Source organism: Shewanella holmiensis (assembly GCF_025370255.1).
Taxonomy (GTDB): domain Bacteria; phylum Pseudomonadota; class Gammaproteobacteria; order Enterobacterales; family Shewanellaceae; genus Shewanella; species Shewanella holmiensis.
In genome coordinates, this window is sequence record NZ_JAMTCD010000030.1 from 19,395 (window position 1) to 44,243 (window position 24,849).

Here is a 24,849-nt window from a genome sequence, read left to right on the forward strand (position 1 = left end):
TGCTGATTGTTTTTTGGTTCAGCAGCTTAAAATCAGTTTGTTGCCAGTCTACATTAGGCTAAGGCATTAGCCACTTTAGACGCACTTTTGCGGCCGATAATTTGGCTAATATTATTACCCGCTGTAGCCAGCTTATTTAGGTCAATCCCAGTTTCAATACCCATACCATGGAGCATATAAACTAAATCTTCAGTTGCTAAATTACCTGATGCACCTTTGGCATAAGGACAACCACCCAACCCAGCTACTGAGGCATCAAATGTGGCAATGCCCATATCTAAGCAAGCAAAAATATTGGCTAGAGCTTGTCCGTAGGTATCGTGAAAGTGTAGTGCAAGCTTTTCTACGGGCACAACTTTTGCCACAGCTTCAACCATTCTACGGGCATTTACAGGCGTGCCAACACCTATGGTGTCACCGAGAGAAATCTCATAACAGCCCATTTTGTAAAGAATTTCAGACACACGAGCTACCTCATTGACCTCAATATGACCTTCATAGGGGCAGCCAAGGACACAGGATACGTATCCTCTGACCGGAATACTGTGCTGTTTTGCTATTTGCATCAATGGGATAAAGCGTTCGATAGATTCATCGATTGAGCAATTAATATTTTTTTGACTGAAGCTTTCTGACGCGGCGCCAAATATTGCCACTTCATCAGCACCCGACGCTAACGCCAACTCAAAACCTTTTAGATTTGGGGTTAACGCACTATAGGTTACCCCTTTGACGCGAGGCATTTGGGTAAAAATATCGGCGGAGTCAGCCATTTGTGGCACCCATTTAGGTGATACAAAGCTACCCGCTTCAATACGAGTTAATCCTGATGCGGCCAAATCAGCAATTAACTGAAGTTTAGCCTGAGTAGTCACGGCAACTTCATTTTGTAAGCCATCGCGAGCGCCGACTTCAAAAATACTGACTGTTGTGGGCATCATACGCTGGCTTCCTTTTGTGCTTCTTGTGGGGTTTCTTCCACATGTAAAAGCTGTACGCCATCGGTGACCAACTCACCACTTTGGAAGTAAAACTCGGTTACGACACCGTCAAATGGGGCTTCGATGGTGTATTCCATTTTCATGGCTTCCATAACCAGCAGACCTTGGCCTGCTTTCACATGGGTGCCCACTTCAACTAAATGGGTGACCACAGTGCCATTCATCGGCGCTTTTAATTTGTCTGCGCTGTTAACGGTTTCTTCAGCAACTTGTGCTAATACCGCGGTAAAATGATAACTGCCGCTGGGTAAAAATAAGGTAAAGTCGTCAGCCTCGCGGCTAACAGGGACTTTACTTTTGTGGCCATTAATTTCAGCAAACAACACATCATCTTTAATTTGCCCTGCCAGCTTTAATGCTTGGCCGTTTAAACCTAAATGCAAAGCGCCACCAAGATCGGTCATTATCAGATTTTGCAGTTCATGCTTTTCATCTAAAAGGGCGACATGATGAATGCTGGCACTGTTTAGTCTAAAGCCACTGACTTGTCCCCAAGGTGAATAAGGGTCATTGCTGTTTACTGCGTTGGCTTGTGCTTGTTGTTGGCGTAATAACACCTGATACAAACCTGCTAGTGCGATAGCCGTATCTGATTCGCTGTTCGCGTCACCGATCAAAGTATTGCCGTAACGTTCGATAAAGTCGGTACAGAAATCCGCTTTAGCAAATGCGGGGTGTTCTGCAATGTTAGCTAAAAACTCAATATTATGTTTCAAACCACTGATTTGATAGGATTCTAGTGCATGAATTAGGCGCTGCAGGGCTCTAGGGCGCGTTTCGTCCCAAACAATTAACTTGGCGATCATCGGGTCGTAAAAGTTACTGATCACGTCATTTTCACGTATACCAGAATCTATCCGTACATAGCGGTTCTGTTCCGGTTCTCGCAAGAAATTCAGTTTACCGCTGGCGGGTAAAAATTCATTTTGCGGATCTTCTGCGTAAATGCGAACTTCGAATGAATGTCCATGAATGCGCACTTCGTCTTGTTTTAGCGGTAACTCGCCGCCACTGGCAACCACAAGTTGCCATTTTACTAAGTCTTGACCGGTAACCATTTCGGTAACCGGATGTTCGACTTGTAAGCGAGTGTTCATTTCCATGAAGTAAAAACTGTTGTCGGTATCTAACAAAAACTCTACGGTTCCGGCACCCACATAATCAATGGCCTTTGCTGCAGCAACTGCGGCTTCACCCATTTGGATACGTAATTCATCAGACAAACCTGGCGCGGGTGCTTCTTCAACCACTTTTTGATGACGACGTTGAATAGAGCAATCACGATCAGAGAGGTAAATCGCATTACCATGGCTGTCTGCAAATACCTGAACTTCAACATGGCGAGGTTGACGTAAATAGCGTTCCATCAATAATTTATCATTACCAAATGATGAAGTGGCTTCACGACGAGCTGAGCGAATGGCTTCTAAAATTTCACCGTCATTTTCAACGATGCGCATCCCTTTACCGCCGCCACCATATGCTGCTTTTATTAGCAGTGGGAAGCCCACCTGTTTGGCTTGTGCTACTAAATTGGCGTCGGCTTGATCGTCACCGTGATAACCTGGTACTAAAGGCACGTTTGCTTTGCCCATGATCTCTTTAGCGGCACTTTTACTGCCCATAGCATCAATTGCATCACTGCCAGGGCCCACAAATGCAATGCCATTTTGTTCACACTTACGCGCAAACTCGGCATTTTCGGATAAGAATCCGTATCCTGGGTGGATGGCTTCTGCGCCAGAACGTTTGGCGATATCAATGATCAAATCTGCTTTAAGGTATGAGTCTGCTGGGGCGCTGCCACCTAAATGGAAAGATTCATCGGCCATGGCAACATGACGGGCATCTTTATCGGCATCAGAGTACAAAGCAATGGTACGAACGCCCATTGCTTGGGCAGTTTTAATAATACGACAGGCAATTTCACCGCGGTTGGCTATCAGTAATTTGGTAATCATTATTTGGCTCCTTTAGGGTCCGTGGCATTTTGCCAAGCCGGAGAGCGTTTTTCGAAAAAGGCATTTAGGCCTTCCTGACCTTCATCAGAAACACGAATACGAGCAATTTTTTCACTGGTATAAGCTAACGTGGCATCGTCTATCACGCCATCTTCTAAATGAGACACTAAGGTTTTAACCCAGGCCATGCCCTGAGGGCTATTGGCGTTAAATGCCGAAATAAAAGGCATGGCAGCGGCGTCTAAATCATTATTAATCGCGTGGATCACTTGATGTTGTAGTGCTTCATCTGCGCTAAAACGCTCAGCGGTTAACATGAATCGTCTCGCTTGACGATTTCCCATAGCACGCACCACATATGGGCTTATCACGGCGGGAATTAATCCAAGCTTCACTTCACTTAAACAAAAACTAGCACCTTCATTAGCGATAGCAATATCGCAGCAACAAATCAGTCCTAACGCACCACCGAAAGCGGCTCCATTGACCAATGCGATAGTGGGTTTTGGGAATTTATCTAATACATGCATTAGCTTGGCAAGCTCATGGGCATCAGTCAGATTTTGTTCAAAGTCCATTTGGGCTTGTTTGCGCATCCAATTAAGGTCTGCTCCGGCACTGAAGTTTTTACCCTTAGCCCGCAAAATCAGCATCTTGCATTCGGCTGAATCGGCAAACAGTGCTATTGCTGAAATCATTTCACTGATCATGACTTCATCAAAGGCATTGTGCTTTTCTGCGCGATCTAATATTAACTCTCCAACGCCTTGATTAAGCTGACATTGGATGTGTTGAAAATCATTTTTAAACATGTTTAATGCTCCTATTGATTGAACGCAATTACATGCGGAACACACCAAACTTGGTGTCTTCAATAGGGGCATTTAATGCCGCGGATAATGCTAAACCAACCACATCACGGGTTTGCGCAGGATCAATAATGCCATCGTCCCATAAGCGGGCGCTAGCATGATAAGGATGACCTTCTTTGTCATACTGCTCGACAATCGGTTTTCTAAATGCTTGTTCTTCTTCAGCGGTCCATTCAACGCCTTTACGGGCTAAACCATCGCGACGCACTGTTGCTAGCACACCAGCAGCTTGTTCGCCGCCCATCACCGAAATACGCGCATTGGGCCACATCCACATCATGGTCGGTTCAAATGCTCGGCCACACATGCCATAGTTGCCTGCGCCATAGCTACCGCCAATAATGACCGTGAACTTAGGGACTGTGGCACAAGATACTGCGGTAACCATTTTGGCTCCGTGTTTTGCGATGCCTTCGTGCTCGTATTTTTTACCCACCATGAAGCCAGTAATGTTTTGTAAAAACAGTAAAGGGATTTTTCGTTGGCAACACAGTTCAATAAAATGCGCGCCTTTTTGTGCCGATTCAGAAAACAAAATGCCATTGTTAGCCACAATACCGACAGGGTATCCATGGATGCGGGCAAATCCACAGACTAATGTGGCACCATAATTGGCTTTAAACTCATCAAAATCAGAATCATCGACGATACGGGCAATGACTTCTTTTACATCGAATGGTTTTTTAAGGTCAGTACCGACAATGCCGTAAAGCTCGTGAATATCATATTTAGGTGGTTTAACCGGACTGAGTAAGCTGGCGATGTTTTTTTGATGATTTAGACGTGATACAGCGCGACGAGCAAGCTCAAGCGCATGATCATCATTTTGAGCTAAATGATCGGCAACCCCGGAAATTTTTGTATGTACTTCAGCGCCGCCAAGCTCTTCTGCGGATACTTCTTCACCTGTTGCGGCTTTTACTAATGGCGGCCCTGCTAGAAAGATGGTGCCCTGTTCTTTAACTATGATTGATTCGTCGGCCATGGCTGGAACATAAGCACCACCTGCGGTACATAACCCCATTACCACGGCGATTTGCGGAATGCCTAAAGCAGACATTTGCGCTTGGTTATAGAAGATACGTCCGAAGTGGTCTCGATCTGGAAAGACTTCATCCTGACGGGGTAAATTTGCTCCGCCTGAATCGACGAGGTAAATACAAGGTAAATGACAACGTTTAGCGATGTCCTGAGCGCGCAGATGCTTTTTGACGGTAATAGGGTAGTAGGTTCCGCCTTTTACCGTTGCATCGTTAGCAATGATCATGCATTCAATACCGCTGACTCGGCCTATGCCTGCAATCACCCCCGCAGCTGGAATATCTTCATCATACACTTCATAGGCCGCAAATTGAGCTATTTCTAGAAAAGGTGATCCTGGGTCCAGCAGTTTTTCTACTCGCTGGCGGGGTAATAACTTGCCACGAGATAAATGACGCTCACAGGCCACAGGTCCGCCGCCTTGTTCAATTTTTATGAGCTTTTTTTGAAGGTCATCGACTAACAAAGCCATATCATCAAATTTGGCTTTAAATTCATCGCTACGAGGATTTATCTTGCTGCTCAGGTGCGTCATGTCAATATCCTTTATTGAGCACAAATTAGAGTATCAAGGGGGAGGGCACAGAGGCCTATTAAGCGTACCCCTCGACAGAAACTCACTTGCCTTGCACTAATGATATTAAGCCTAAGACAAGTGTTATTGCGATTATTTAGATTCGTTAAAGAGTTCGCGGCCAATTAGCATACGGCGAATTTCTGAAGTGCCAGCACCAATCTCATATAACTTAGCATCACGTAATAATCGGCCGGTGGCGTATTCATTAACATAGCCGTTACCGCCTAATAATTGAATCGCATCTAATGCCATTTTTGTCGCAAGCTCTGCGCTATAAAGAATCGCTCCAGCGGCATCTTTACGAGTGGTTTCTCCGCGGTCGCAAGATTTTGCAACGTTATAAACATATGATCTTGCCGCATTCATTCCTGTGTACATGTCGGCAATTTTGCCTTGAACAAGTTGGAATTCACCGATTGATTTTCCAAATTGAACACGTTCATGGACATAAGGGACGACTATATCCATACAAGCAGCCATAATGCCTAGTGGGCCGCCAGATAACACCACGCGTTCATAGTCTAGACCACTCATTAACACTTTTACGCCATTATTTAGGCCACCTAAGATGTTTTCTTCTGGAACTTCACAATCTTCAAAAACCAGCTCGCAGGTGTTCGACCCGCGCATGCCTAGCTTGTCGAGTTTCTGTGCCTGGCTAAATCCTTTAAAGCCGCGTTCTACGATGAAAGCGGTAATTCCATGGGCACCTTTTTCTAAATCAGTTTTGGCATAAATCACATAAGTGTGAGCATCTGGACCATTGGTGATCCACATTTTATTACCATTAAGAATATAGCGGTCGCCGTCTTTACGTGCATGCAGCTTCATTGAAACCACATCTGAGCCCGCATTCGGTTCACTCATTGCTAACGCGCCTATATGCTCACCGCTAACGAGTTTTGGTAGGTATTTAGCACGTTGAGCGTCATTACCGTTACGGTTGATTTGATTTACACACAGATTTGAATGGGCGCCATAGCTAAGGCCAATCGATGCCGATGCACGGGAAACTTCTTCCATTGCAACAACATGGGCCAAATAACCCATGTTTGCACCGCCAAACTCTTCCGGTACGGTGACGCCAAGTAATCCCATATCACCTAACTGAGTCCACATATGGTTTGGAAACTCATTATCGTGATCTACTTGGGCGGCGATAGGGGCTATTTCGTTGCTAGCAAAACTGCGAACCGCGTCGCGTAACATATCAATATCTTCGCCTAAACCGAAATTAAGGCTGCTGTATAAATCGCTCATGGCTTGTGTCCTGTTGAATTATTATTTTTAGACTCCACGCTATGTTGCGTTTAGGAGTCGTTTGCTTGTCTTTTAAAACTGCTATTACAGCAGTTATGTAAGTACTCTGACCGATTATTCGGCTCTTTATTGCTGTGCTTACTGGTTGTAAAAATTACAAAAATGCATGAGATGAGAGTCAATCAATCTTGTTTACGCTTTATTGCTTTCTAACGCGGCTTTGCATTGCTGCTCTGCTGAGTTGAGTTCCATTAACACCACTTTAATGTCATCCATTTGTTGCTGCAGTGCCGCTTTCTTGTCGTTAACTAATTCAAGCATGGTATTTAATTGTGATGTGCTTGACTTGTCCGCATCGTAAAGTTCGAACAACCGACGAGTTTCAGCTAATGAAAATCCTAAGCGTTTGCCTCTAAGTATCAGTTTGAGTCTGACACGGTCTTTTAGGCTGTAAATGCGAGTTTGACCGCGACGCTTAGGTTTAATTAAGCCCTGGTCTTCGTAAAAACGAATACTGCGGGTGGTGATATCAAATTCTTTTGATAAGTCACTGATGGAATATGTAGATTGGGTGCTGACTGTAGCGTTCATCATCTCACCAAATAGGTTTCTTTTGTTGCAAGATATATGAAGTTTACGTAAAGGTAAAGTTTGCGGTAAAAATTCTATTTGGCGACTGTTAATTTGAGTTGCCATTGAATTACCTGGAGTTGGTTATCTATATGATAAATATGGTTTTGTATTTAGGCTGCATGGTGGAGTCTTGACGCGGATCATTAAATGCGTGCCGTGGCAGTATAGATTCTTATCCGTTTGTCTAATAGGGACATTGAATGAATTCTGCTCATAATCAGGTTGGGAGAGCTAAAGGAGAAATCACATGACGGGTGTAGGAAAGTCATTGCACAACCAATCAATTGCAGATCCAAGGACCTTTTGGGCAAATGCTGCAAAGATGATTACTTGGGACAAAGAACCTGAGAACATCTTAGATGAAACAAACAAGCCATTTTACCAGTGGTTTGCCGACGGCAAGATGAATACTTGCTATAACGCCGTTGACCGGCACGTGGCCGCGGGCAGAGGCGATCGTATCGCCATTAATTACATTAGTCCTGTGACACAAAATCAGTATCAGATAACTTATAACGAGTTGCTTGCTCAAGTGAGTCGTTTGGCCGGATATATGCAATCAATTGGCATTGAAAAAGGCGACAGAGTGGTTATTTATATGCCAATGATCCCTGAAACCGCGTTTGCAATGCTAGCCTGTGCTCGAATAGGCGCTATTCACTCAGTGGTATTTGGTGGCTTTGCTGCGAATGAATTGGCAACCCGCATTAATGATGCCAAACCCAAGTTAATGTTGTCGGCTTCGTGTGGCATAGAACCATCAGGAGTAGTGCCTTATAAGCCGTTATTAGATGATGCTCTTAAGCAAGCCACGCATAAGGTTGATCACTGCTTAATTTTGGCAAGACATCAATACCAAGCAGATTTGACAGTGCCAAGGGATGTTGATTGGCAAAGCGCCCTTCAAGATGCTCCGAGTGTAGCGTGTGTATCCCTGAATGCCACCGATCCACTTTATGTACTTTATACCTCAGGCACCACAGGTAAACCTAAAGGGGTTGTGCGTGATAATGGTGGCCATGCGGTGGCTTTATGCTGGTCAATGAAAAATATTTATGACATCGAGAGTGACGATGTTTTTTGGGCTGCATCAGATGTGGGGTGGGTGGTGGGGCACTCCTATATTGTATATGGACCATTACTCGTCGGCTCCACCACTGTCATGTATGAAGGTAAACCCATAGGCACGCCCGATGCTGCCGCATTTTGGCAAATTATTGCCAATAATAATGTTAAAAGCTTTTTTACCGCACCTACCGCTATTCGCGCCATTAAGCGTGAAGACCCAGAAGGTAAGTTAATCCAAGATTTTGATTTGTCCTGTTTAAAGCAAATGTTTTTAGCCGGTGAGCGCTGCGATCCTGACACCTTAAATTGGAGTCAGACCATGCTAGGTAAACCCGTTATTGACCATTGGTGGCAGACTGAAACGGGTTGGCCTGTTGCATCAAATTTAATGGGTGTTGAGCCTATAGCTATTAAACCAGGATCGCCCGCAAGACCCGTTCCCGGATATCAAGTGGAAGTGTTGGATGCAATGGGTGAGCAAGTTGCAGCAAATGAAAGCGGCAATGTGGTGATTAAACAACCCTTACCGCCAGGCACCTTAACAACCTTGTGGCAAAATGATGATCGTTATGTTGACAGTTATTTATCGATGTATCCAGGATATTACCTAACGGGTGACGCAGGCTACATAGATGAAGATGGATATTTGTATATTATGAGTCGAATTGACGACATCATTAATGTTGCGGGGCATCGTTTATCAACCGGACGTTTTGAAGAGGTGCTGTGTCAACACCCTGCAGTGGCTGAAGCTGCTGTTATAGGTGTACAGGACAAACTAAAAGGTCAAGTTCCCTTAGGTATGGTCGTGCTTAAAAACGGCGTTGAATTAACTGATGAAGAGTTACATAGCCAATTATTAGCCTTAGTTAGGCAAGAAATTGGTCCTGTGGCATCTTTTCGATTAGTGAGCGCTGTGCCTAAATTACCCAAAACGCGCTCGGGTAAAATTTTACGGGCGACGATGCGTAAAATTGCTGATAACCAGGAATACACAGTGCCCGCAACCATTGAAGATCCCCAAACCTTAGACATTGTTCGCAATACGTTAACCCGAATGGGCTATGCCAATGCATTAACTAAAGCCTTAGGTGAGTAATTTTTTTGCCAAATGTAAACGTCAATGTTAGCTAAGTTAACGGTTTTTATACTTGATAACATTGACGTTTTTAAAGACACATCCTTTACAAACGCGGCTTTACGGTAATAGTAAAAACACATTTTGATTACTGTACGCCATAGAATCTAGGTTTTAACTGGTAATTTAGTTACAAAAATCGCTATAATATTTGTCCATATGGGTTCGCGAATCGCGATAAATCTCTGTGACCTTGTGGAATATAAATCTAATGACTCACCACACAAACTTGTCAAACATCGGCGTTATTGGCCTTGGTGTTATGGGCAAAAACCTCGCTTTAAATATTGCTGATAACGGTTACCACGTTGCTGTTTTTGATCTTGACACCGCAAAAGTTAATGCGGCATTAGAACAGGAGCATCAAGAGCGTAAAGCTGGCTTAGCCCCTCGAATGCAAGCCTGTAATAATCTTTCAGAAATGCTTGATAAACTTGTCTCACCTAAGGTGATAGTGTTATCTGTACCTGCAGGTAGTATCGTTGACGGCATTTGTAATACCCTTATTGAAAGTGGTATCAACAGTGAAGACATCGTCATAGATACAGGCAATAGCTTGTGGACGGATACTGTAGAGCGAGAAGCTCACTATCAAGGCAAGTTTAAGTTTTTCAGTTCAGCCGTTTCTGGTGGTGAAGTTGGCGCACGTTTTGGGCCATCTTTAATGCCTAGTGGTGATGAGTCAGCATGGCAATATGTTGCGCCAATTTGGAATGCAATTGCCGCTAAAGTGGACAGTAAAACCGGTTTGCCGATAGAGCGTTTTGAACCGGGTAACCCTGTGACTGAAGGCGAGCCATGTACGACTTACATCGGTCCTGCGGGTTCTGGTCATTATGTTAAAATGGTTCACAATGGTATTGAATATGCTGATATGCAGCTGATTTGCGAAGCTTATCAATTACTGCATGACGGCATTGGCTTATCGACATACGACATTGGTGATATTTTCAAACGCTGGAACCAAGGTAGCTTAAACAGTTACTTAATGGGGATCAGTGCGGAAGTGTTACAGCAAAAAGATCCATTAACCGATAAACCGTTAGTGGAAATGATTTTAGATAAAGCGGGCCAGAAGGGCACTGGGTTATGGACTGCTGTAAGTAGTTTGCAGATTGGTTGTCCAGCACCAACAATTGCTGAAGCGGTATATGCCCGCGCTATCAGCACGCAAAAGTCACTGCGTGTTAGTTTAAGCAACACCCTGATGGGGCCACAAAAAGCCACACTCACAGAGGCTGAAAAAACAGACTTTATTAACGCATTAGAAGATGCGCTTTATTGCGCTAAAGTATGTTGTTATGCTCAGGGTTTTCAACTTATGGCGATGGAAGCCAAAGAGCAAAACTGGACACTAAACTTTGCTGAAATCGCCAAAATTTGGCGTGCAGGCTGTATTATTCGCGCCACGTTTTTACAATCGATTACACAAGCCTATGTTGAAAATCCGCAATTGGCGAATTTGCTTATGGCAGAAAGCTTCAGCAGCGCACTTGCGGCTAAACAATTAAATTGGCGTAAAACCGTTGCAGCATCAGTGATGCAAGGAATACCAGCCCCCTGTATTGCTTCTGCCGTGGCTTATTACGATAGCTATCGTTGCGAAACCCTACCAGCCAACCTGTTGCAAGGTCAGCGTGACTTTTTTGGCGCGCATACCTTTGAACGTACAGATAAGCCAGCTGGTGAGAAGTATCATTTAGATTGGAGTGCCAAGGTTCGTACTTTAGTTAAAATGTAGTTTGTGGTCATTGTTAAAAAAGGCTTCTTATCAGAAGCCTTTTTATTGCTTGAAGCAAGCATCATTGCGATTGTGTATTAATGCAGATGTAATATATGGCTTAGGCTATATCTGACTGAGATTAATCATCAAACCTGCGCTAAACAACACACTGAATATCATTGTCAGTTTAGCGGTTTTACCGAGTATAGGGTTAAGATCTTCGCCTGAATTGTCTCTAAAATCTCGACTCAGCTTTCTGGCTAATATTAAGGATACACCAGCTAATAGCACTGGCCATCCTTCAAGTGCCCCTAATAAAAAACCAGCAATAATGATCCCAAAAGGCAGGTATAAAAAGCTCTGGTAGAGTACCTTTGCTTGCGGTTCACCAATTCTAACTGCAAGGGTGTTTTTGCCCGCTTTGGTATCTGTTGTGATGTCACGGGTGTTATTCACTAACATAATTGCGGCGTTGAAAAAACCAATTGCGCAGCCCAATAACCAGGCTGTTAATGTTGTCTCTCCTGCCTGTAAATAATAACTTCCCACAACAGCGACAAGGCCAAAAAACACGAATGCGGCAACTTCGCCCAAGCCATGAGATGCCAAAGGGTAAGGGCCGCCACTGTAACAAATTGCCCCTAGAATAGAAGCTGCAGCTAATATCGCGATAGGCCAGCCACCGTGCCAAATTAGGTATGAGCCAACCAGTAATGCGGCTAACAAGCATGCTATCATTGCATTACGCACTGTGGTGGGGGCGATCATGCCACTTTGGGTGACGCGAACCGGTCCCAGTCTTTCTTCAGTATCTATGCCATTTTTATAGTCAAAATAGTCATTGGCTAGATTGACCGAAATTTGCAGTAAAATAGCACATAGCATTGAAATTACAGCAATTAACCAACTGAATTGCATAAGTTCGATTGCCAACATATTGCCAATGAGTAAAGGGCCAATAGCCGCTGGCAGTGTTCTTGGGCGTATCGCCAAAATCCAAGATTGCATAAACACCAAAATAACAAGATTAGTAATCTTGATAGTTTATCAAACATTACTGACTACTGCTGTTGATATTGTTTGCAGCAAATCACTAATTTAGTAATTTTGTATTCAAAAACGGTGTTTAACAACTAAACCCCTAAAAAGACACTAGCCCTTGTTGAAGATTATAGGTTAGGCTAAATGATATTTTTGTGGTTTCTGAGAGTGTTAAATGAGTCAGGTGTTAAACGATTTATTATCATTATTGTCCTTAGAGCAAATAGAACTCGGGTTGTTTAGAGGGCAAAGTCAAGATTTAGGCTTTGGCCATGTTTTTGGTGGTCAGGTGATGGGGCAGGCTTTGAGCGCAGCAAAACAAACCGTGAGTGAAGACCGTCACGCTCACTCTTTGCATTCTTATTTCTTGCGAGCTGGCGATGAGAAATTACCAATCGTTTATGATGTAGAAAGCATGCGTGATGGTGGCAGTTTTAGCGCCAGACGGGTAAAAGCGATTCAAAAAGGTCGACCGATTTTTTATATGACTTGCTCATTTCAAACCCATGAAGAAGGTTATGAGCATCAAGCGACAATGCCGGTTGTTCCGGGGCCTGAAGGTTTGATGAACCAGCAAGAGCTTGCTATGACCATGCGTGATAAAGTGCCTGCCAAAATGCTTGAAAAATTTATGGCCGATGCGCCGATTGAAATGCGTCTGGTCGATCCTTTTAATCCACTAGCGCCATTGACCAGAGAGCCCGTTCGTCATGTGTGGTTAAGGGCTAATGGTGATATTCCCAATGATCATAGTATTCAAGAGTATCTGTTGGCGTATGCGTCAGATTTTAACTTTTTAGTGACAGCCGCTCAGCCCCATGGCGTCTCATTTTTAACCCCCGGCATACGCATGGCGACCATAGACCACTCAATGTGGTTTCATCGCAGTTTTGATATGAGCCAATGGATTTTATACAGCATCGAGAGCCCAAATGCTGGTGGCGGACGTGGTTTTGTTAAGGGGCAGTTTTTTGATCAACAAGGGCGTTTAGTGGCATCTGCAACCCAAGAAGGGTTGTTACGAATGACTAAGCCCTAATGTGTGACGTTTAGTTGTTAAACATTATTACCAGCAAAGGATGAATAGGTTGAGCAGTATGCGTAAATTAAAGAGTATTTGGGTCAGTTTTTTTGCAGGGTTATTGTTGCTTACAGGCTGCGTCACCGTTGTGCCAGATGCGCCGGTTGTCGTGAACGGATATGCAGGGTACCTTGAAAAAATAGCCTTACCGCAGGGGAGTAAAATTTACATCGCGATAATTGACATCAATACGCCCGGAGCGATTATTTCGCAAAAGTCTTTTGATATCGCGCGAGCGCCCGTGCCGTTTAAGTTTATTTTCCCCGCAGAGGCTATCGATAAGAGTGTGGATTATGGTGTCGTTGCGATGATCACCTATCAAGGTAAGGTGATTTTTCAAACTTACGATAAATTCGAGGTGATTAATAATGATAAATTCACCACTGAAGTACTCATGAAACAAGTCAACTAAGCTTTTAAAAGCCAATTAAGTCACCCAGTTCACATTCCACTGCGTTCGCCATTGATTTATCTTAATGGCGAACGATAATGTTTTTTCGTTGTCATCATTCTTTGGCCATGTTGTGATCCACAAAGACGTATCTGTGACCCATTCTGGGCGAATATCAGACCATGAAATAATACCGCCAGAATACGGAAAGCAAAGCCGATTAATTTGGGCGCTTTGCCTTGCATCAGTGGTTATTTATATCAATCTTTATACGGTTCAGGGCATGTTGCCGCTGATTGCCGAGCACTTTGATGTTACTGGCGCACATTCCACTCTTGTGTTATCAGTTACCAGTTTCACACTCGCTTTTTCACTCCTTTTTTATGCGGTGATTTCCGATCGCGTTGGCCGCTTAAAGCCGATTGTGATCAGCTTGTGGTTATTAGCATGCTCTAATTTATTACTGATTTTTGTCACTGATTTCGACTCATTGGTATGGGTAAGGCTGTTGCAGGGCGTACTGTTAGCAGCAGTGCCTGCCATTGCCATGGCCTATTTTAAAGAACAACTTGCCCCTGAGTTTATGCTAAAAGCGGCGGCAACTTATATTACCGCTAATAGCCTAGGTGGGATTTTTGGACGATTATTTGGTGGCTTAATGTCACAGCATTTATCGTGGCAACAATCAATGGGCTTAGTGTTTATCGTTACGCTAATTGGGGTAGCAATAGTCACTTTTCTATTGCCTCGGCGTGAAATTAAGCCACACCTAGTAAATTTATCTGTTAAACCAGCAAAACTCGCAAAACTACAACAGGATTTACAAGGCTTTTGGGGGCACATCACCGACCGAAAAATGAGTTTAGTGTTCATCATCGGCGGGCTGGCATTTATGATGATGGTAAATCAATTTAGTTTTATTCAGCTGCATTTAATGGCATTACCGTATGAGCTGAGTCGATTCAATGCCACGCTAATCTTTTTGTGTTATCTCAGCGGCACCTTTGCCTCATATTTATCGGCGAAGTGGATTGTACGCTTTGGGTCGATAATCTTATTTAAAGCGGCTTTTTTGTTGATGGTTCTAGGGACCTTGCTGACCTTAGTCGATACCTTATGGGCCATTGTATTGGGCTTTTTGATCACCGCGAGTGGGTTCTTCTTGACCCACAGTTGCTGTAACTCGTTTGTGGCTATTCGGGCGGTAAATCATAGAGCTAAAGCGACGTCTTTATACCTGTGTTGTTATTACTTAGGCGCGGCGTTAGGCGGACCCTATTTAATGGTCTTTTGGCAACATTCACTGTGGCAGGGGGTTGTGGTCGGTTCGCTAACCTTGTTAGCGATGTTGGCGCTAGCAATATGCTTATTGAGCAGAGGGCCGCTAGAAAAGCCGGCCTAATTTAAGTGAGTGTATTATTAGATTCGAGTCTAATTATCCGTAAATTGCTTGCGGTCTATGCCAAATTTTTTCATTTTGTCATATAAGGTTTTACGGGGCAGTTCAAGTTGCTCCATAGTGAGCTTGATACTGCCTTTATTATAATTTAGTGACTCTTCGATAAGTAAGCGTTCAAAAAAATCGACGCGTTGTTGTAATGACATATTGGAGTGCATAGTTGGGTGGTTATCCATATTACCCGCTGCAAACGCAGCTTCAGCACCCAATAGCACGTACCGTTCTGCTAAATTGCGTAACTCACGTACATTTCCTGGCCAATCATGGGATGTCAGCATTGCTTGTTGTTCAGGATTTAATGCGATAAGCGCCTTGTGATAGCGTGTTGAGGCTATCCTGGCAAAATGCAGGAAGAGTAAAGGGATATCTTCTCTTCGCTCCCTCAGCGCAGGGATAGGCACTGTCACTAAATTCAGGCGATAGAGTAAATCCTGACGAAACTCACCGGTTTCACATAATTGTTGTAAATTCACTTTTGTGGCTGCAATTACCCGAATATCAAGGTCAATTGATTGGTTTGAACCTAAGCGTTCTACTTTCCGGTCTTCTAAGACCCTTAAGAGTTTGACCTGCAAACTCAGTGGTGTGCTTTCAATTTCATCTAAAAATAACGTACCTTGATTAGCGTATTCAAACTTACCAATTCGAGTTTTATCGTTGCCTGTATAGGCACCAGCCTGAGCTCCAAATAGCTCACTTTCGATGAGGTTTTCTGGAATTGCACCACAGTTAATAGCAACAAAATTGTGTTTACTGCGATGACTATGATCATGAAGGTATCGGGCGACTAATTCTTTACCTGTACCTGTTTCACCTTCAATCATAATGTCGGCAGGGGCGTTTATCACCTGGTTGAGGATATTACGCATTTTGACTATGCCAGGGCTGTGACCAAGTATTCTTGGCCCAGGGGCAATATGTGATTCTAACTCTTTTTTTAATTTACGGTTTTCCAGGGTTAATTGACGCTTTTCTAAGGCACGTTTTGCTACATCAACGACATGCTCATTGTTAAACGGTTTTTCAAGAAAATCGTAAGCGCCTTTTTTTACCGCATCAACAGCCATGGCGATATCACCAAATCCCGTGATCAGCACAACCGGTAAATCTGGGTCTTTTTGCATTAATTGCTGCAATAAACTAAGGCCATCCAGTTGGGGCATATTAACATCAGAAAATACCACGCCAGGCCAATCTCGATGGATTTGTTCTGCAACCAGCGCTGGTTGGGTGGTTGATGCCGCTGCGATGCCTTCTAGTTTAAATAACTGACTAAGAACACTGCCGATATGGGGTTCATCATCGACAATAATGACTTGTAGCGGGTTAATATCACCTAGTGGACTCAAGTTCGGGCATCCTCATATAAATAAATGGGTAAATGAATTTTAAAAATAGCGCCACCTTCAACATCATTTTCAACGGTTATTTTACCTTGCATTGATTCAATAATTCGCTGTGAAATAGATAACCCTAAGCCTAATCCTTGTCGTTCATTGGTCGTGAAGTAGGGCTCAAATATTTTGCTCATTTGGCCTTCTCTGACTCCGGGACCAGTATCTTGGATGCTAATGATTAGCTTATTACTGGTTGTGGCTTTGCTTGCCGTAATATTGAGTCTTTTCATTGGACTTTGCTGCATTGCTACAATCGCATTACTTATTACATTTACCAATACTTGCTGTAATCTAACGGTATCGCCCCAAATCTGGCACTTACCTTTAAGCATTGTTTTACAGAGTTTTACCCCTTGTTTGTCTATTTCAGGTTGAACGATAGTCAGCGCTTGTTCGATAGCTTGCTCGATTTCTATTGCGTTGTCTTTACCTTGCGATTTACGGGTAAAACTTTTGAACTGAGCAATAATGTCGGCTAATCTGTCGGTCAATTCAATCATGATTTTTAAGTTATTTTTGGCATCGTCAAACATATTTCTTCCCAGAAATGTTTGGGTATTTTGCGCATAACTTCTTAGCGCTGCCAAAGGCTGATTCAGTTCATGATTAATACTGGCGGATAAGCTGCCTATGACGGTCAACTTAGCCGCTTGTATCAATTCATCTTGGGTATCCTTTAGTTTAGTGTTGGCTTGTTCAAGCTCAAGGGTACGCTCTTTCACTCTTTGTTCGAGTAAATTATGAGCATGTAACATACGGCGTAAATTTTTACGCCGTTCAATGGCATAAAGAATCAGTAATACCAGCAATAGATATAAACTTGCCGTTAATAACATGATGGTAGGCAACGACTTATATAAAGGCTTCAGTGGCGCTAATACATGCAGCGTCCAATTAGCCTTTGGCATCAATTTATTTTTTTCTAAAAAAGTTTCACTGCCATTGGCTGAAGTGATTTGGTATGTATGTAGTTCTGCTTCAGCTAAAGCATTATAGGGTGGCTTTATGGCTAATTCGCTGATAGGGCGGGTTGCATAGCGCTTGGATGTATTCAAGGCAAAGCGTTTAGCCTGTGATAAAGGCGCCAAAGAGCGAAAGCGCCAATGGTTTATGCTGGATAAAAAGATAATGTCATCGGGGTCGCTAATCATGAACTCATATTGCCCTGCGATGGCAATACCTGTGCTTTGTTGTTCAATAACGCCAATATCCACTTTCACTACAATGACACCTAATACTACGCCATTATGCAATACCGGATTAGAAAAATAGAAGCCGCGTTTATCGGATGATGTACCTACAGCATAGTAGCGCCCAGCACGGCCTGATAACGCTTCAATAAAATATGGACGAAATGAATAATCTTGATTGATAAAAGTATTAGGTTGCTGCCAATTACTGGCAGCAATAGCGACTCCAAGAGCGTCGGTTAAATAAATATCTGATGACTCTGTCACTTCTTGTAGCTCGGATAAATAGGCATTTAATTGGGCAATTTTTTGAGGATCTTTTTGGGCTAATAAGCCTTCTTGTAAAATGGGATTAGTGGCAATAACTTCTGGAATAATTTCAAATTGTGCCAGTTGTTGATCAATGAACAGCACGAGTTCATTGATCTGTTTTTCAGATTGAGCAGCGATGTCATTTTTGCCCTTATTAAGCCAATACCATTGGCTGGTAAATAGGGTAAGTAACAGTCCAGCGATAAGAATGATACTTAATAAAATTTTGTATTGTATTTTTGTGGTAGCAATAACCATATTTACTCTTAATTGGACATTAAAAAAGTGACAAAACAAATGAGAAAATATCCGTTGTCAGTTAGATTAACAACGGATATTCAATTTTAAGGCTCGTTCATTTTGTTCAATAAATCAAGTTAATAGCCATTCAACTTATCAATGTATTCAGGCAAAAACAGTGATATTTGTGGAATATAAGTAATTAACATTAAGAAACCAAGTAATAAGACTAACCAAGGTAAACATGATTGGATCACCCAGCCCATGCTTTTACCGGTAATTCCCGCGGTAACAAATAAATTGAGCCCCACCGGTGGTGTTAGCATACCGATCTCCATGTTGACAACCATGATAATCCCTAAGTGGATAGGGTCGATGCCTAATTGCGTGGCGATAGGAAACAAAATAGGCGCCATAATCAACAGAATAGCGGAGGGCTCCATAAAGTTACCCGCTGCTAGCAACAACAAATTGACTATGATTAAGAAGCCCCAAGCGGGCAAACCAAAGCCCACAATCGTTTCCGCAATAATATGTGGGATACGTTCAGTGGTAAGAACATGGGCAAAAAGCATAGCATTGGCAATAATGAATAACAGCATGATACTGACTTTTGCGCCATCGCGAACCACATGACGAATCTCTTTATCTGTGGGGGTTTTTATCACCGCCAGCAACATTTGCAGAATATTACGTATTCCAGCACCAACAATAGATTCCTGCTGATTACGCCAAGCCACATTTTTCAATGGACCAATATCACGATAACCAAAGACCGCAATAAAATAGGCATAAACACAGGCTACTGCCGCTGCTTCGGTAGGACTTGCTACGCCGCCATAAATAGAACCCAGCACAATAATAATTAAGGCAAGACCACCCAAAGCTTTCGCGCTTGAAATGGATAGGGCTTTAACCCCAGGGAAGGGACGTGATGGTAAGTTTTTGATTCTGGCTACAATGTAAATTGCCAGCATCAAGATAAAACCCATCATTAAGCCTGGGATTAACCCTGCCATAAACATTCTAGCAGCCGACACTTCAGTTGCGGCAGCATAAACTAGCATCACTATCGATGGCGGGATTAAGATACCTAAGGTGCCGGATGTGGTAATCACCCCTGCAGCGAATTTTTCAGGGTAGCCTGCGCGCACCATACCAACGATAACAATTGATCCGATAGCTGCAACTGTGGCAGGTGACGAACCTGATACCGCAGCGAATAGCATACATGCCATTACCGAGGCCATGGCTAAACCACCGCGAATATGGCCGACACTGTCCATTGCGAAATCAATAATTCTGCGAGCCACGCCGCCCGTGGACAAGAATGCCGATGAAAGAATAAAAAACGGAATCGCCAGTAAGGTGTAATGCTCAGAAGTGGATTCATAAAGCTTCAATGCGATTGAAGCAAGAGAGTCGTTTGAAAATAATAAAATAGTTAGAACGCTTGAAAAACCTAACGCAATAGCGATAGGCATACCAATTAACATACAAACAAGAAGTGTGATAAATAAGGTTGCGATAGTCATTATTTTTCGTCCTTATTTTTTTCTGTTGCTGTGGTTGAATTAATCGCACTTGCTAGTGCTGCTTCATCAATTAAATGCATGCTGTCTTTCGCTTCATCTGCTAATGCAAAGCCATCAGCTTTACCAGTCAAAATGGCGATAAACAATTGTACAAACCGCCAAGCCAACATAGAAAAACCTATGATTAAAATACTTTGAGACATCCAAACGGGTACCGCTCCCTCATCTTCAAGATCGATCTTTAATACATCCCATGCAAAATCAGGATCGAGTTGATGAACAAGAAATGCTGGAAAATCGATATCCTCCATTGGCAGTCCAATTTGGTACATTTGGCTTAAATAATCCCAGCTACCTTTAAGAAATAAACCACAATAGATAACGCATAACGAACAGGCTAATAGCGCAACCCACTTTTTAGGTGCGGGTGATAGTTTACTGACAAAGGCATCAACACCAATGTGCGCGCCGACCTTGACGCCATAAGACATGCCGAATAATACAAACCATCCACACAGAGTCAGGGTCAGTTCTTGTATCCACAGAAAACCGGTATTAAAGAAAAAACGTGCGATAACTTCGCCAAAAACCAATAAGGTCATCAGTGATATCAATAGGTTTAAAAACCCTTCTTCGAATTTATTGAGCAGATTTGAAATCACTTTGTTCTCCTAAATGTTAATGAAAAGAGGGTTGTTATCCTGTTATGACTTTCGATAACAACCCAAGAGAACCCTATTGCGTGTTTGCGGCTTGTGCGGCGTCAATAACGTCTTTACCAATTTGAGACTCAAATTTAGTCCACACAGGTTTCATCGAATCAACCCATTGTTGGCGTTGTACTGCGGTTAATGAAACTAATTCAGAACGTTTTGAATCTAAAATCGCCTGTCTATCTTCACCTTCTTTAGCGGCAGCAATTTGATTGCCTAATACAATGGCTTCATCGAGAGATTTTTTGATAATTTCACGCTTGTCTTTAGGTAGGCTTTTCCAGAAAGTGTTTGACGTTACTAGCATGTAATCTAATACACCGTGGTTACTTTCTGTAATGTGGCTTTGCACCTCATAAAACTTCATTGAATAAATATTTGACCAAGTATTTTCTTGACCATCAATGGCGCGAGTTTGCAAAAGGGTGAACACTTCGGAGAAAGGTTTTTTAACTGGAATTGCTTTTACTGCATCAAATTGAGCGGCAATAACATCAGACGCCATAATACGGAATTTTTTACCGCTGGCATCAGCCGGTGTTGAAAGTGGCGCATGGGCTGAAAATTGTTTCATACCATTATGCAAATAACCTAAACCGACAATGCCTTTGCGATTCATCGAGTTTAACAGCTTTTGACCTTCCTCAGATTGCTGAAAACGGTCAACTGCTGCCATGTCTTCAAATAAGAATGGTAAATCGAATACCTGCAGTTTTTTGGTGTATCGTTCGAATTTTGACAAAGAGGGAGCAACAATTTGTACATCGTTCAAAAGCAATGCCGCTAGCTCATTGTTGTCGCCGAATAGTTGTGAGCTTGGGAAGACACTTACCGTGTATTCACCAGGTAAACGTTGTTCAACTAATTCTTTAAACTTTAATGCCATTTGTCCTTTAGGGGTATTTTCAGCCACAACATGTGAAAACTTAATTTCAACAGGCTCTGCAAACGCGCTAAAACTTGAAACTAACATTGAAGCGATAGCGGTCAGTTTTACCGTTGCTTTGATTGATTTCCACACAGGTTTAATTGCAATAGATGGGTACATGTTTGGGCTTCCTTTCTTGATTATTCATTGTTGTTTTTCCTCTATTTGCACTCGAACAATGCATTTGGGATATTGCTGGGTTCCCTAGAGGGGTACAACATAGGTAGCAAGGTCAGTGCCAACTTGGAAATAATATTTATCTATATGTTTTTTATAGCTAAATATTTACTATTTAATGATGTGTAGCTTATTCTTGGGTCAGAAGAGGAACAGAAGATAAGCTGCTATGGGTGGGAAGTCACACATTGATAACATTCGATCATATTATTAACAAAATGCCATTTTCTAAGGCCATTTTTGAAAGAAATATTCATAAATTGAATGTGCTTAAAAAATAGAGGAGGGCGAAACGGTTATTTTTGTGGTTAACAGAGACTGTTATGCAGTAGATTATCAAAAACCAATGAAAGATTTAGAATGTTTTATTGCCGAATAAGACAAAAATGTGATGTTTAGGATTTTAGTACGTTTTAGAAGAGTTTATGGTGGTCGCTACTGGGCTCGAACCAGTGACCCCCTCCTTGTAAGGGAGGTGCTCTCCCAGCTGAGCTAAGCGACCTGGGATAAAGTAAAGCTTGATGAAGATATGGTGGTCGCTACTGGGCTCGAACCAGTGACCCCCTCCTTGTAAGGGAGGTGCTCTCCCAGCTGAGCTAAGCGACCTGGGATATCTTGCTACATTTGGTACATTATGGTGGTCGCTACTGGGCTCGAACCAGTGACCCCCTCCTTGTAAGGGAGGTGCTCTCCCAGCTGAGCTAAGCGACCTGGGATAATGTAGCTAATGTTAAAACGATGAGTCCAAATAAATGGTGGTCGCTACTGGGCTCGAACCAGTGACCCCCTCCTTGTAAGGGAGGTGCTCTCCCAGCTGAGCTAAGCGACCTGGGAACTCTACACTTGTTAATTATATGGTGGTCGCTACTGGGCTCGAACCAGTGACCCCCTCCTTGTAAGGGAGGTGCTCTCCCAGCTGAGCTAAGCGACCTGGGAATATAATCAACAACAATTAATAATTTCTTCAATGAAATTATGGTGGTCGCTACTGGGCTCGAACCAGTGACCCCCTCCTTGTAAGGGAGGTGCTCTCCCAGCTGAGCTAAGCGACCTCATGCTGTGTGGGTCGGTATTATAGGGAGCAAGGAAAAGCTGTCAACGATTTTTCGCTAAAAATATTACGATAGTGCTATTTTTGTGCCGTTTGGCGTTTTGTTAAACAGACTGGTTTTTATTTTTAACGAAAAACGCAGCATGATTCGGCAATCGCCCATTTCAACCTAGCGCGTTGGCTGTTAGAATATCGGCCACATTTTTATCCTCGTCTGTTTGTGGTTTAGGCCAGCATGCTTATACAGACTTCTTTATATAGGTTAGTGTCCGATTATGACGACTAAGACTCGCTTTGCTCCAAGCCCTACAGGTTTTTTACACGTTGGTGGTGCACGTACAGCACTTTATTCATGGTTACATGCAAAAGCAAACAACGGTGAATTTGTTTTACGTATTGAAGACACTGATATTGAACGTTCAACGCAAGAAGCCTGTGATGCTATTTTAGATGGCATGAACTGGTTAGGCTTAACCTGGAACGAAGGTCCTTATTATCAAACTAAGCGTTTTGATCGTTATAACGAGATCATTGCGCAAATGTTAGAGAAAGGCACTGCATATAAATGTTATTGCTCGCGTGAACGTATAGAGTCTTTACGTGAAGAACAAGCTGCCAACGGTGAACAACAAAAATATGATGGATGTTGTCGTGATTTAGCGCCACGTGACACTGATGAGCCATTTGTTGTGCGTTTTAAAAACCCAACAGAAGGTAGCGTTATTTTTGATGATCATGTACGTGGTCGAATTGAAATTGCTAATAGTATGCTTGATGATTTAATCATTAAACGTACCGATGGTGTACCTACTTATAACTTCTGTGTTGTGGTTGACGATTGGGATATGGGGATCACGTGCGTTGTACGTGGTGAAGACCATATTAACAACACACCTCGTCAAATTAACATTTTGCAAGCATTAGGTGCGCCAATTCCTGAGTATGCACATGTTTCGATGATTTTAGGTGACGACGGTGCTAAATTATCAAAACGTCATGGGGCAGTGGGTGTCATGCAATACCGTGACGATGGCTATTTACCTGAAGCCCTATTGAACTACCTTGTGCGTTTAGGTTGGTCTCATGGTGATCAAGAAGTGTTTTCAATGGATGAAATGATCAGCCTATTTAAATTGGATGATATTAATAAAGCCGCTTCTGCTTTTAATACCGACAAGTTGAATTGGTTAAATCAGCATTATATTAAATCATTAGCGCCAGAATATGTTGCCTCTCATTTAGCATGGCACATGGATGACCAGAAAATTGATACCAGTAATGGGCCTGCACTTACTGAAGTTGTGACTGCACTTTCTGAACGTGCAAAAACATTAAAAGAGCTGGCGGCTTCTAGTCGTTACTTCTTTGAAGATTTTGCTGAGTTTGATGAAGGCCAGGCGAAAAAACACCTTCGTGGTGTTGCCTTAGAGCCATTAACGCTAGTAAAAGCAAAGTTGGAAGCTTTATCTGATTGGACTGTAGAATCATTACATGCAGTTATTGAAGCGACAGCCGCGGAATTAGATGTTGGTATGGGTAAGGTGGGTATGCCGTTACGTGTTGCGGTAACGGGTGCCGGACAATCTCCTGCTTTAGATTTAACCTTGTTTTTGATTGGCAAAGACAGATCTGTTGAAAGAATATCCAAAGCGATTGATTTTGTAGCAGATAGAATAAATTCCTAAAAAACGAGTTGACACATTAAGGTATGCTGCATAGAATGCGCCTCGCAGTTGAGACACAGCTCAGAAATTCTGGCAGCGTATCTAAATTGTTATTTAAGTAAGACGGGGTTATAGCTCAGCTGGGAGAGCGCTTCGCTGGCAGTGAAGAGGTCCACGGTTCGATCCCGTGTAGCTCCACCACTTACTTAATCACTTCTTGATGGAAGTTAGCATTGATGTTTAGTCTACAGGCATCGATGAGTATTCACTCGATACAGAGTATAAGGTATCAACAGTGTCCCATTCGTCTAGAAAGAGCGCTTAGGACACAGCCCACTTTGGTTTATAAAGAGTCGGCGGTAACAGGGGGATAGAATCCTTGTTGTTATGTGGCAA

General features: G+C 42.9%; 18 protein-coding genes and 7 tRNA genes. 7 read left to right on the plus strand and 18 right to left on the minus strand.

From position 1 onward, the window contains the following. Positions 1 to 53 precede the first annotated feature (53 nt). The 6 genes from NE535_RS16775 to NE535_RS16800 form a co-directional block, all read right to left on the minus strand. Entirely contained in the window at positions 54 to 941 is an 888-nt protein-coding gene (locus NE535_RS16775; protein ID WP_261299749.1) for a hydroxymethylglutaryl-CoA lyase, read from the minus strand. Next, entirely contained in the window at positions 938 to 2,962 is a 2,025-nt protein-coding gene (locus NE535_RS16780) for an acetyl/propionyl/methylcrotonyl-CoA carboxylase subunit alpha (protein WP_261299750.1), read from the minus strand. The genes NE535_RS16775 and NE535_RS16780 overlap by 4 nt, the downstream gene beginning before the upstream one ends. Next, positions 2,962 to 3,774, minus strand: coding sequence for an enoyl-CoA hydratase-related protein (locus tag NE535_RS16785; RefSeq protein ID WP_261299751.1), 813 nt, complete (start codon positions 3,772 to 3,774; stop codon positions 2,962 to 2,964). Before NE535_RS16785 ends, NE535_RS16780 begins: the two co-directional genes overlap by 1 nt. Positions 3,775 to 3,802: 28 nt before the next feature. After that, entirely contained in the window at positions 3,803 to 5,410 is a 1,608-nt protein-coding gene (locus tag NE535_RS16790; RefSeq protein WP_261299752.1) for a carboxyl transferase domain-containing protein, read from the minus strand. Positions 5,411 to 5,542: 132 nt separating this feature from the next. After that, entirely contained in the window at positions 5,543 to 6,712 is a 1,170-nt protein-coding gene (locus NE535_RS16795; protein ID WP_261299753.1) for an isovaleryl-CoA dehydrogenase, read from the minus strand. 192 nt (positions 6,713 to 6,904) lie between these two features. Continuing rightward, on the minus strand, positions 6,905 to 7,303 hold the full coding sequence (locus tag NE535_RS16800) for a MerR family transcriptional regulator (RefSeq protein ID WP_261299766.1): 399 nt from the start codon (positions 7,301 to 7,303) through the stop codon (positions 6,905 to 6,907). Positions 7,304 to 7,592: 289 nt separating this feature from the next. On the opposite strand from NE535_RS16800, the gene NE535_RS16805 reads away from it, so the two are divergent. Together NE535_RS16805 and gndA are read left to right on the plus strand one after the other, a co-directional pair. Next, the gene (locus tag NE535_RS16805) at positions 7,593 to 9,512 is read left to right on the plus strand and encodes a propionyl-CoA synthetase (protein ID WP_261299754.1); all 1,920 of its coding nucleotides are present in this window, start codon (positions 7,593 to 7,595) and stop codon (positions 9,510 to 9,512) included. Positions 9,513 to 9,762: 250 nt separating this feature from the next. Then, positions 9,763 to 11,292, plus strand: a complete 1,530-nt coding sequence (gene gndA, locus NE535_RS16810) for an NADP-dependent phosphogluconate dehydrogenase (protein WP_261299755.1) — start codon at positions 9,763 to 9,765, stop codon at positions 11,290 to 11,292. A 105-nt stretch (positions 11,293 to 11,397) separates the two neighbouring features. Here the strand turns inward: gndA and NE535_RS16815 are convergent, their stop codons facing one another. Next, on the minus strand, positions 11,398 to 12,282 hold the full coding sequence (locus tag NE535_RS16815; RefSeq protein ID WP_261299756.1) for a 1,4-dihydroxy-2-naphthoate polyprenyltransferase: 885 nt from the start codon (positions 12,280 to 12,282) through the stop codon (positions 11,398 to 11,400). A 208-nt stretch (positions 12,283 to 12,490) separates the two neighbouring features. Here NE535_RS16815 and tesB point away from each other — a divergent pair, with 208 nt between their 5' ends. The 3 genes from tesB (at position 12,491) to NE535_RS16830 (ending at position 15,189) form a co-directional block, all read left to right on the plus strand. Then, positions 12,491 to 13,354 carry an acyl-CoA thioesterase II gene (gene tesB / locus NE535_RS16820; RefSeq protein WP_261299757.1) on the plus strand — a complete coding sequence of 288 codons (864 nt, stop codon included), beginning with the start codon at positions 12,491 to 12,493 and terminating at the stop codon, positions 13,352 to 13,354. A gap of 58 nt (positions 13,355 to 13,412) precedes the next feature. Continuing rightward, positions 13,413 to 13,808, plus strand: a complete 396-nt coding sequence (locus tag NE535_RS16825) for a YbaY family lipoprotein (protein WP_261299758.1) — start codon at positions 13,413 to 13,415, stop codon at positions 13,806 to 13,808. A gap of 64 nt (positions 13,809 to 13,872) precedes the next feature. After that, positions 13,873 to 15,189, plus strand: a complete 1,317-nt coding sequence (locus tag NE535_RS16830; RefSeq protein ID WP_261299759.1) for an MFS transporter — start codon at positions 13,873 to 13,875, stop codon at positions 15,187 to 15,189. A gap of 29 nt (positions 15,190 to 15,218) precedes the next feature. On the opposite strand, the gene NE535_RS16835 is transcribed toward NE535_RS16830, so the two are convergent. From NE535_RS16835 to NE535_RS16885, 11 genes are all read right to left on the minus strand, one after another. After that, on the minus strand, positions 15,219 to 16,595 hold the full coding sequence (locus NE535_RS16835; RefSeq protein WP_261299760.1) for a sigma-54-dependent transcriptional regulator: 1,377 nt from the start codon (positions 16,593 to 16,595) through the stop codon (positions 15,219 to 15,221). Next, positions 16,592 to 18,403: an ATP-binding protein gene (locus tag NE535_RS16840; RefSeq protein WP_261299761.1), complete on the minus strand. Its 1,812-nt coding sequence runs from the start codon at positions 18,401 to 18,403 to the stop codon at positions 16,592 to 16,594. The genes NE535_RS16835 and NE535_RS16840 overlap by 4 nt, the downstream gene beginning before the upstream one ends. 119 nt (positions 18,404 to 18,522) lie before the next feature. After that, positions 18,523 to 19,920 (minus strand): TRAP transporter large permease, encoded by a 1,398-nt coding sequence (locus NE535_RS16845; protein ID WP_261299762.1) that lies wholly within the window; start codon positions 19,918 to 19,920, stop codon positions 18,523 to 18,525. Continuing rightward, positions 19,920 to 20,582, minus strand: coding sequence for a TRAP transporter small permease (locus NE535_RS16850; RefSeq protein WP_371931097.1), 663 nt, complete (start codon positions 20,580 to 20,582; stop codon positions 19,920 to 19,922). Before NE535_RS16850 ends, NE535_RS16845 begins: the two co-directional genes overlap by 1 nt. A 73-nt stretch (positions 20,583 to 20,655) precedes the next feature. Further along, the gene (locus NE535_RS16855) at positions 20,656 to 21,606 is read right to left on the minus strand and encodes a TRAP transporter substrate-binding protein (RefSeq protein ID WP_425347470.1); all 951 of its coding nucleotides are present in this window, start codon (positions 21,604 to 21,606) and stop codon (positions 20,656 to 20,658) included. Positions 21,607 to 22,164: 558 nt separating this feature from the next. Next, positions 22,165 to 22,240 (minus strand) — tRNA-Val (locus NE535_RS16860). 28 nt (positions 22,241 to 22,268) lie between these two features. Continuing rightward, a tRNA-Val gene (locus NE535_RS16865) sits at positions 22,269 to 22,344 on the minus strand. 29 nt (positions 22,345 to 22,373) lie between these two features. Continuing rightward, positions 22,374 to 22,449, minus strand: a tRNA-Val gene (locus tag NE535_RS16870). Between the two features lie 42 nt (positions 22,450 to 22,491). Further along, a tRNA-Val gene (locus NE535_RS16875) sits at positions 22,492 to 22,567 on the minus strand. A 26-nt stretch (positions 22,568 to 22,593) separates the two neighbouring features. Continuing rightward, positions 22,594 to 22,669, minus strand: a tRNA-Val gene (locus tag NE535_RS16880). A 45-nt stretch (positions 22,670 to 22,714) separates the two neighbouring features. After that, positions 22,715 to 22,790, minus strand: a tRNA-Val gene (locus tag NE535_RS16885). Positions 22,791 to 23,064: 274 nt separating this feature from the next. Here NE535_RS16885 and gltX point away from each other — a divergent pair. Continuing rightward, positions 23,065 to 24,474 carry a glutamate--tRNA ligase gene (gene gltX / locus NE535_RS16890; RefSeq protein WP_261299764.1) on the plus strand — a complete coding sequence of 470 codons (1,410 nt, stop codon included), beginning with the start codon at positions 23,065 to 23,067 and terminating at the stop codon, positions 24,472 to 24,474. Positions 24,475 to 24,578: 104 nt separating this feature from the next. Beyond that, positions 24,579 to 24,654 (plus strand) — tRNA-Ala (locus NE535_RS16895). Positions 24,655 to 24,849: the final 195 nt, after the last annotated feature.

Excerpts from the sequence above, each read along its gene's own strand:
- NE535_RS16825 (WP_261299758.1), top strand. The coding sequence starts at position 13,413 with ATGCGTAAATTAAAGAGTATTTGGGTCAGTTTTTTTGCAGGGTTATTG.
- NE535_RS16800 (WP_261299766.1), bottom strand. The coding sequence starts at position 7,303 with ATGAACGCTACAGTCAGCACCCAATCTACATATTCCATCAGTGACTTA.
- NE535_RS16780 (WP_261299750.1), bottom strand. The coding sequence starts at position 2,962 with ATGATTACCAAATTACTGATAGCCAACCGCGGTGAAATTGCCTGTCGT.
- NE535_RS16790 (WP_261299752.1), bottom strand. The coding sequence starts at position 5,410 with ATGACGCACCTGAGCAGCAAGATAAATCCTCGTAGCGATGAATTTAAA.
- NE535_RS16815 (WP_261299756.1), bottom strand. The coding sequence starts at position 12,282 with ATGCAATCTTGGATTTTGGCGATACGCCCAAGAACACTGCCAGCGGCT.
- NE535_RS16845 (WP_261299762.1), bottom strand. The coding sequence starts at position 19,920 with ATGACTATCGCAACCTTATTTATCACACTTCTTGTTTGTATGTTAATT.
- NE535_RS16840 (WP_261299761.1), bottom strand. The coding sequence starts at position 18,403 with ATGGTTATTGCTACCACAAAAATACAATACAAAATTTTATTAAGTATC.
- tesB (WP_261299757.1), top strand. The coding sequence starts at position 12,491 with ATGAGTCAGGTGTTAAACGATTTATTATCATTATTGTCCTTAGAGCAA.
- NE535_RS16795 (WP_261299753.1), bottom strand. The coding sequence starts at position 6,712 with ATGAGCGATTTATACAGCAGCCTTAATTTCGGTTTAGGCGAAGATATT.
- NE535_RS16830 (WP_261299759.1), top strand. The coding sequence starts at position 13,873 with ATGGCGAACGATAATGTTTTTTCGTTGTCATCATTCTTTGGCCATGTT.
- gltX (WP_261299764.1), top strand. The coding sequence starts at position 23,065 with ATGACGACTAAGACTCGCTTTGCTCCAAGCCCTACAGGTTTTTTACAC.
- NE535_RS16805 (WP_261299754.1), top strand. The coding sequence starts at position 7,593 with ATGACGGGTGTAGGAAAGTCATTGCACAACCAATCAATTGCAGATCCA.
- NE535_RS16775 (WP_261299749.1), bottom strand. The coding sequence starts at position 941 with ATGATGCCCACAACAGTCAGTATTTTTGAAGTCGGCGCTCGCGATGGC.
- NE535_RS16855 (WP_425347470.1), bottom strand. The coding sequence starts at position 21,606 with ATGTTAGTTTCAAGTTTTAGCGCGTTTGCAGAGCCTGTTGAAATTAAG.
- NE535_RS16785 (WP_261299751.1), bottom strand. The coding sequence starts at position 3,774 with ATGTTTAAAAATGATTTTCAACACATCCAATGTCAGCTTAATCAAGGC.
- gndA (WP_261299755.1), top strand. The coding sequence starts at position 9,763 with ATGACTCACCACACAAACTTGTCAAACATCGGCGTTATTGGCCTTGGT.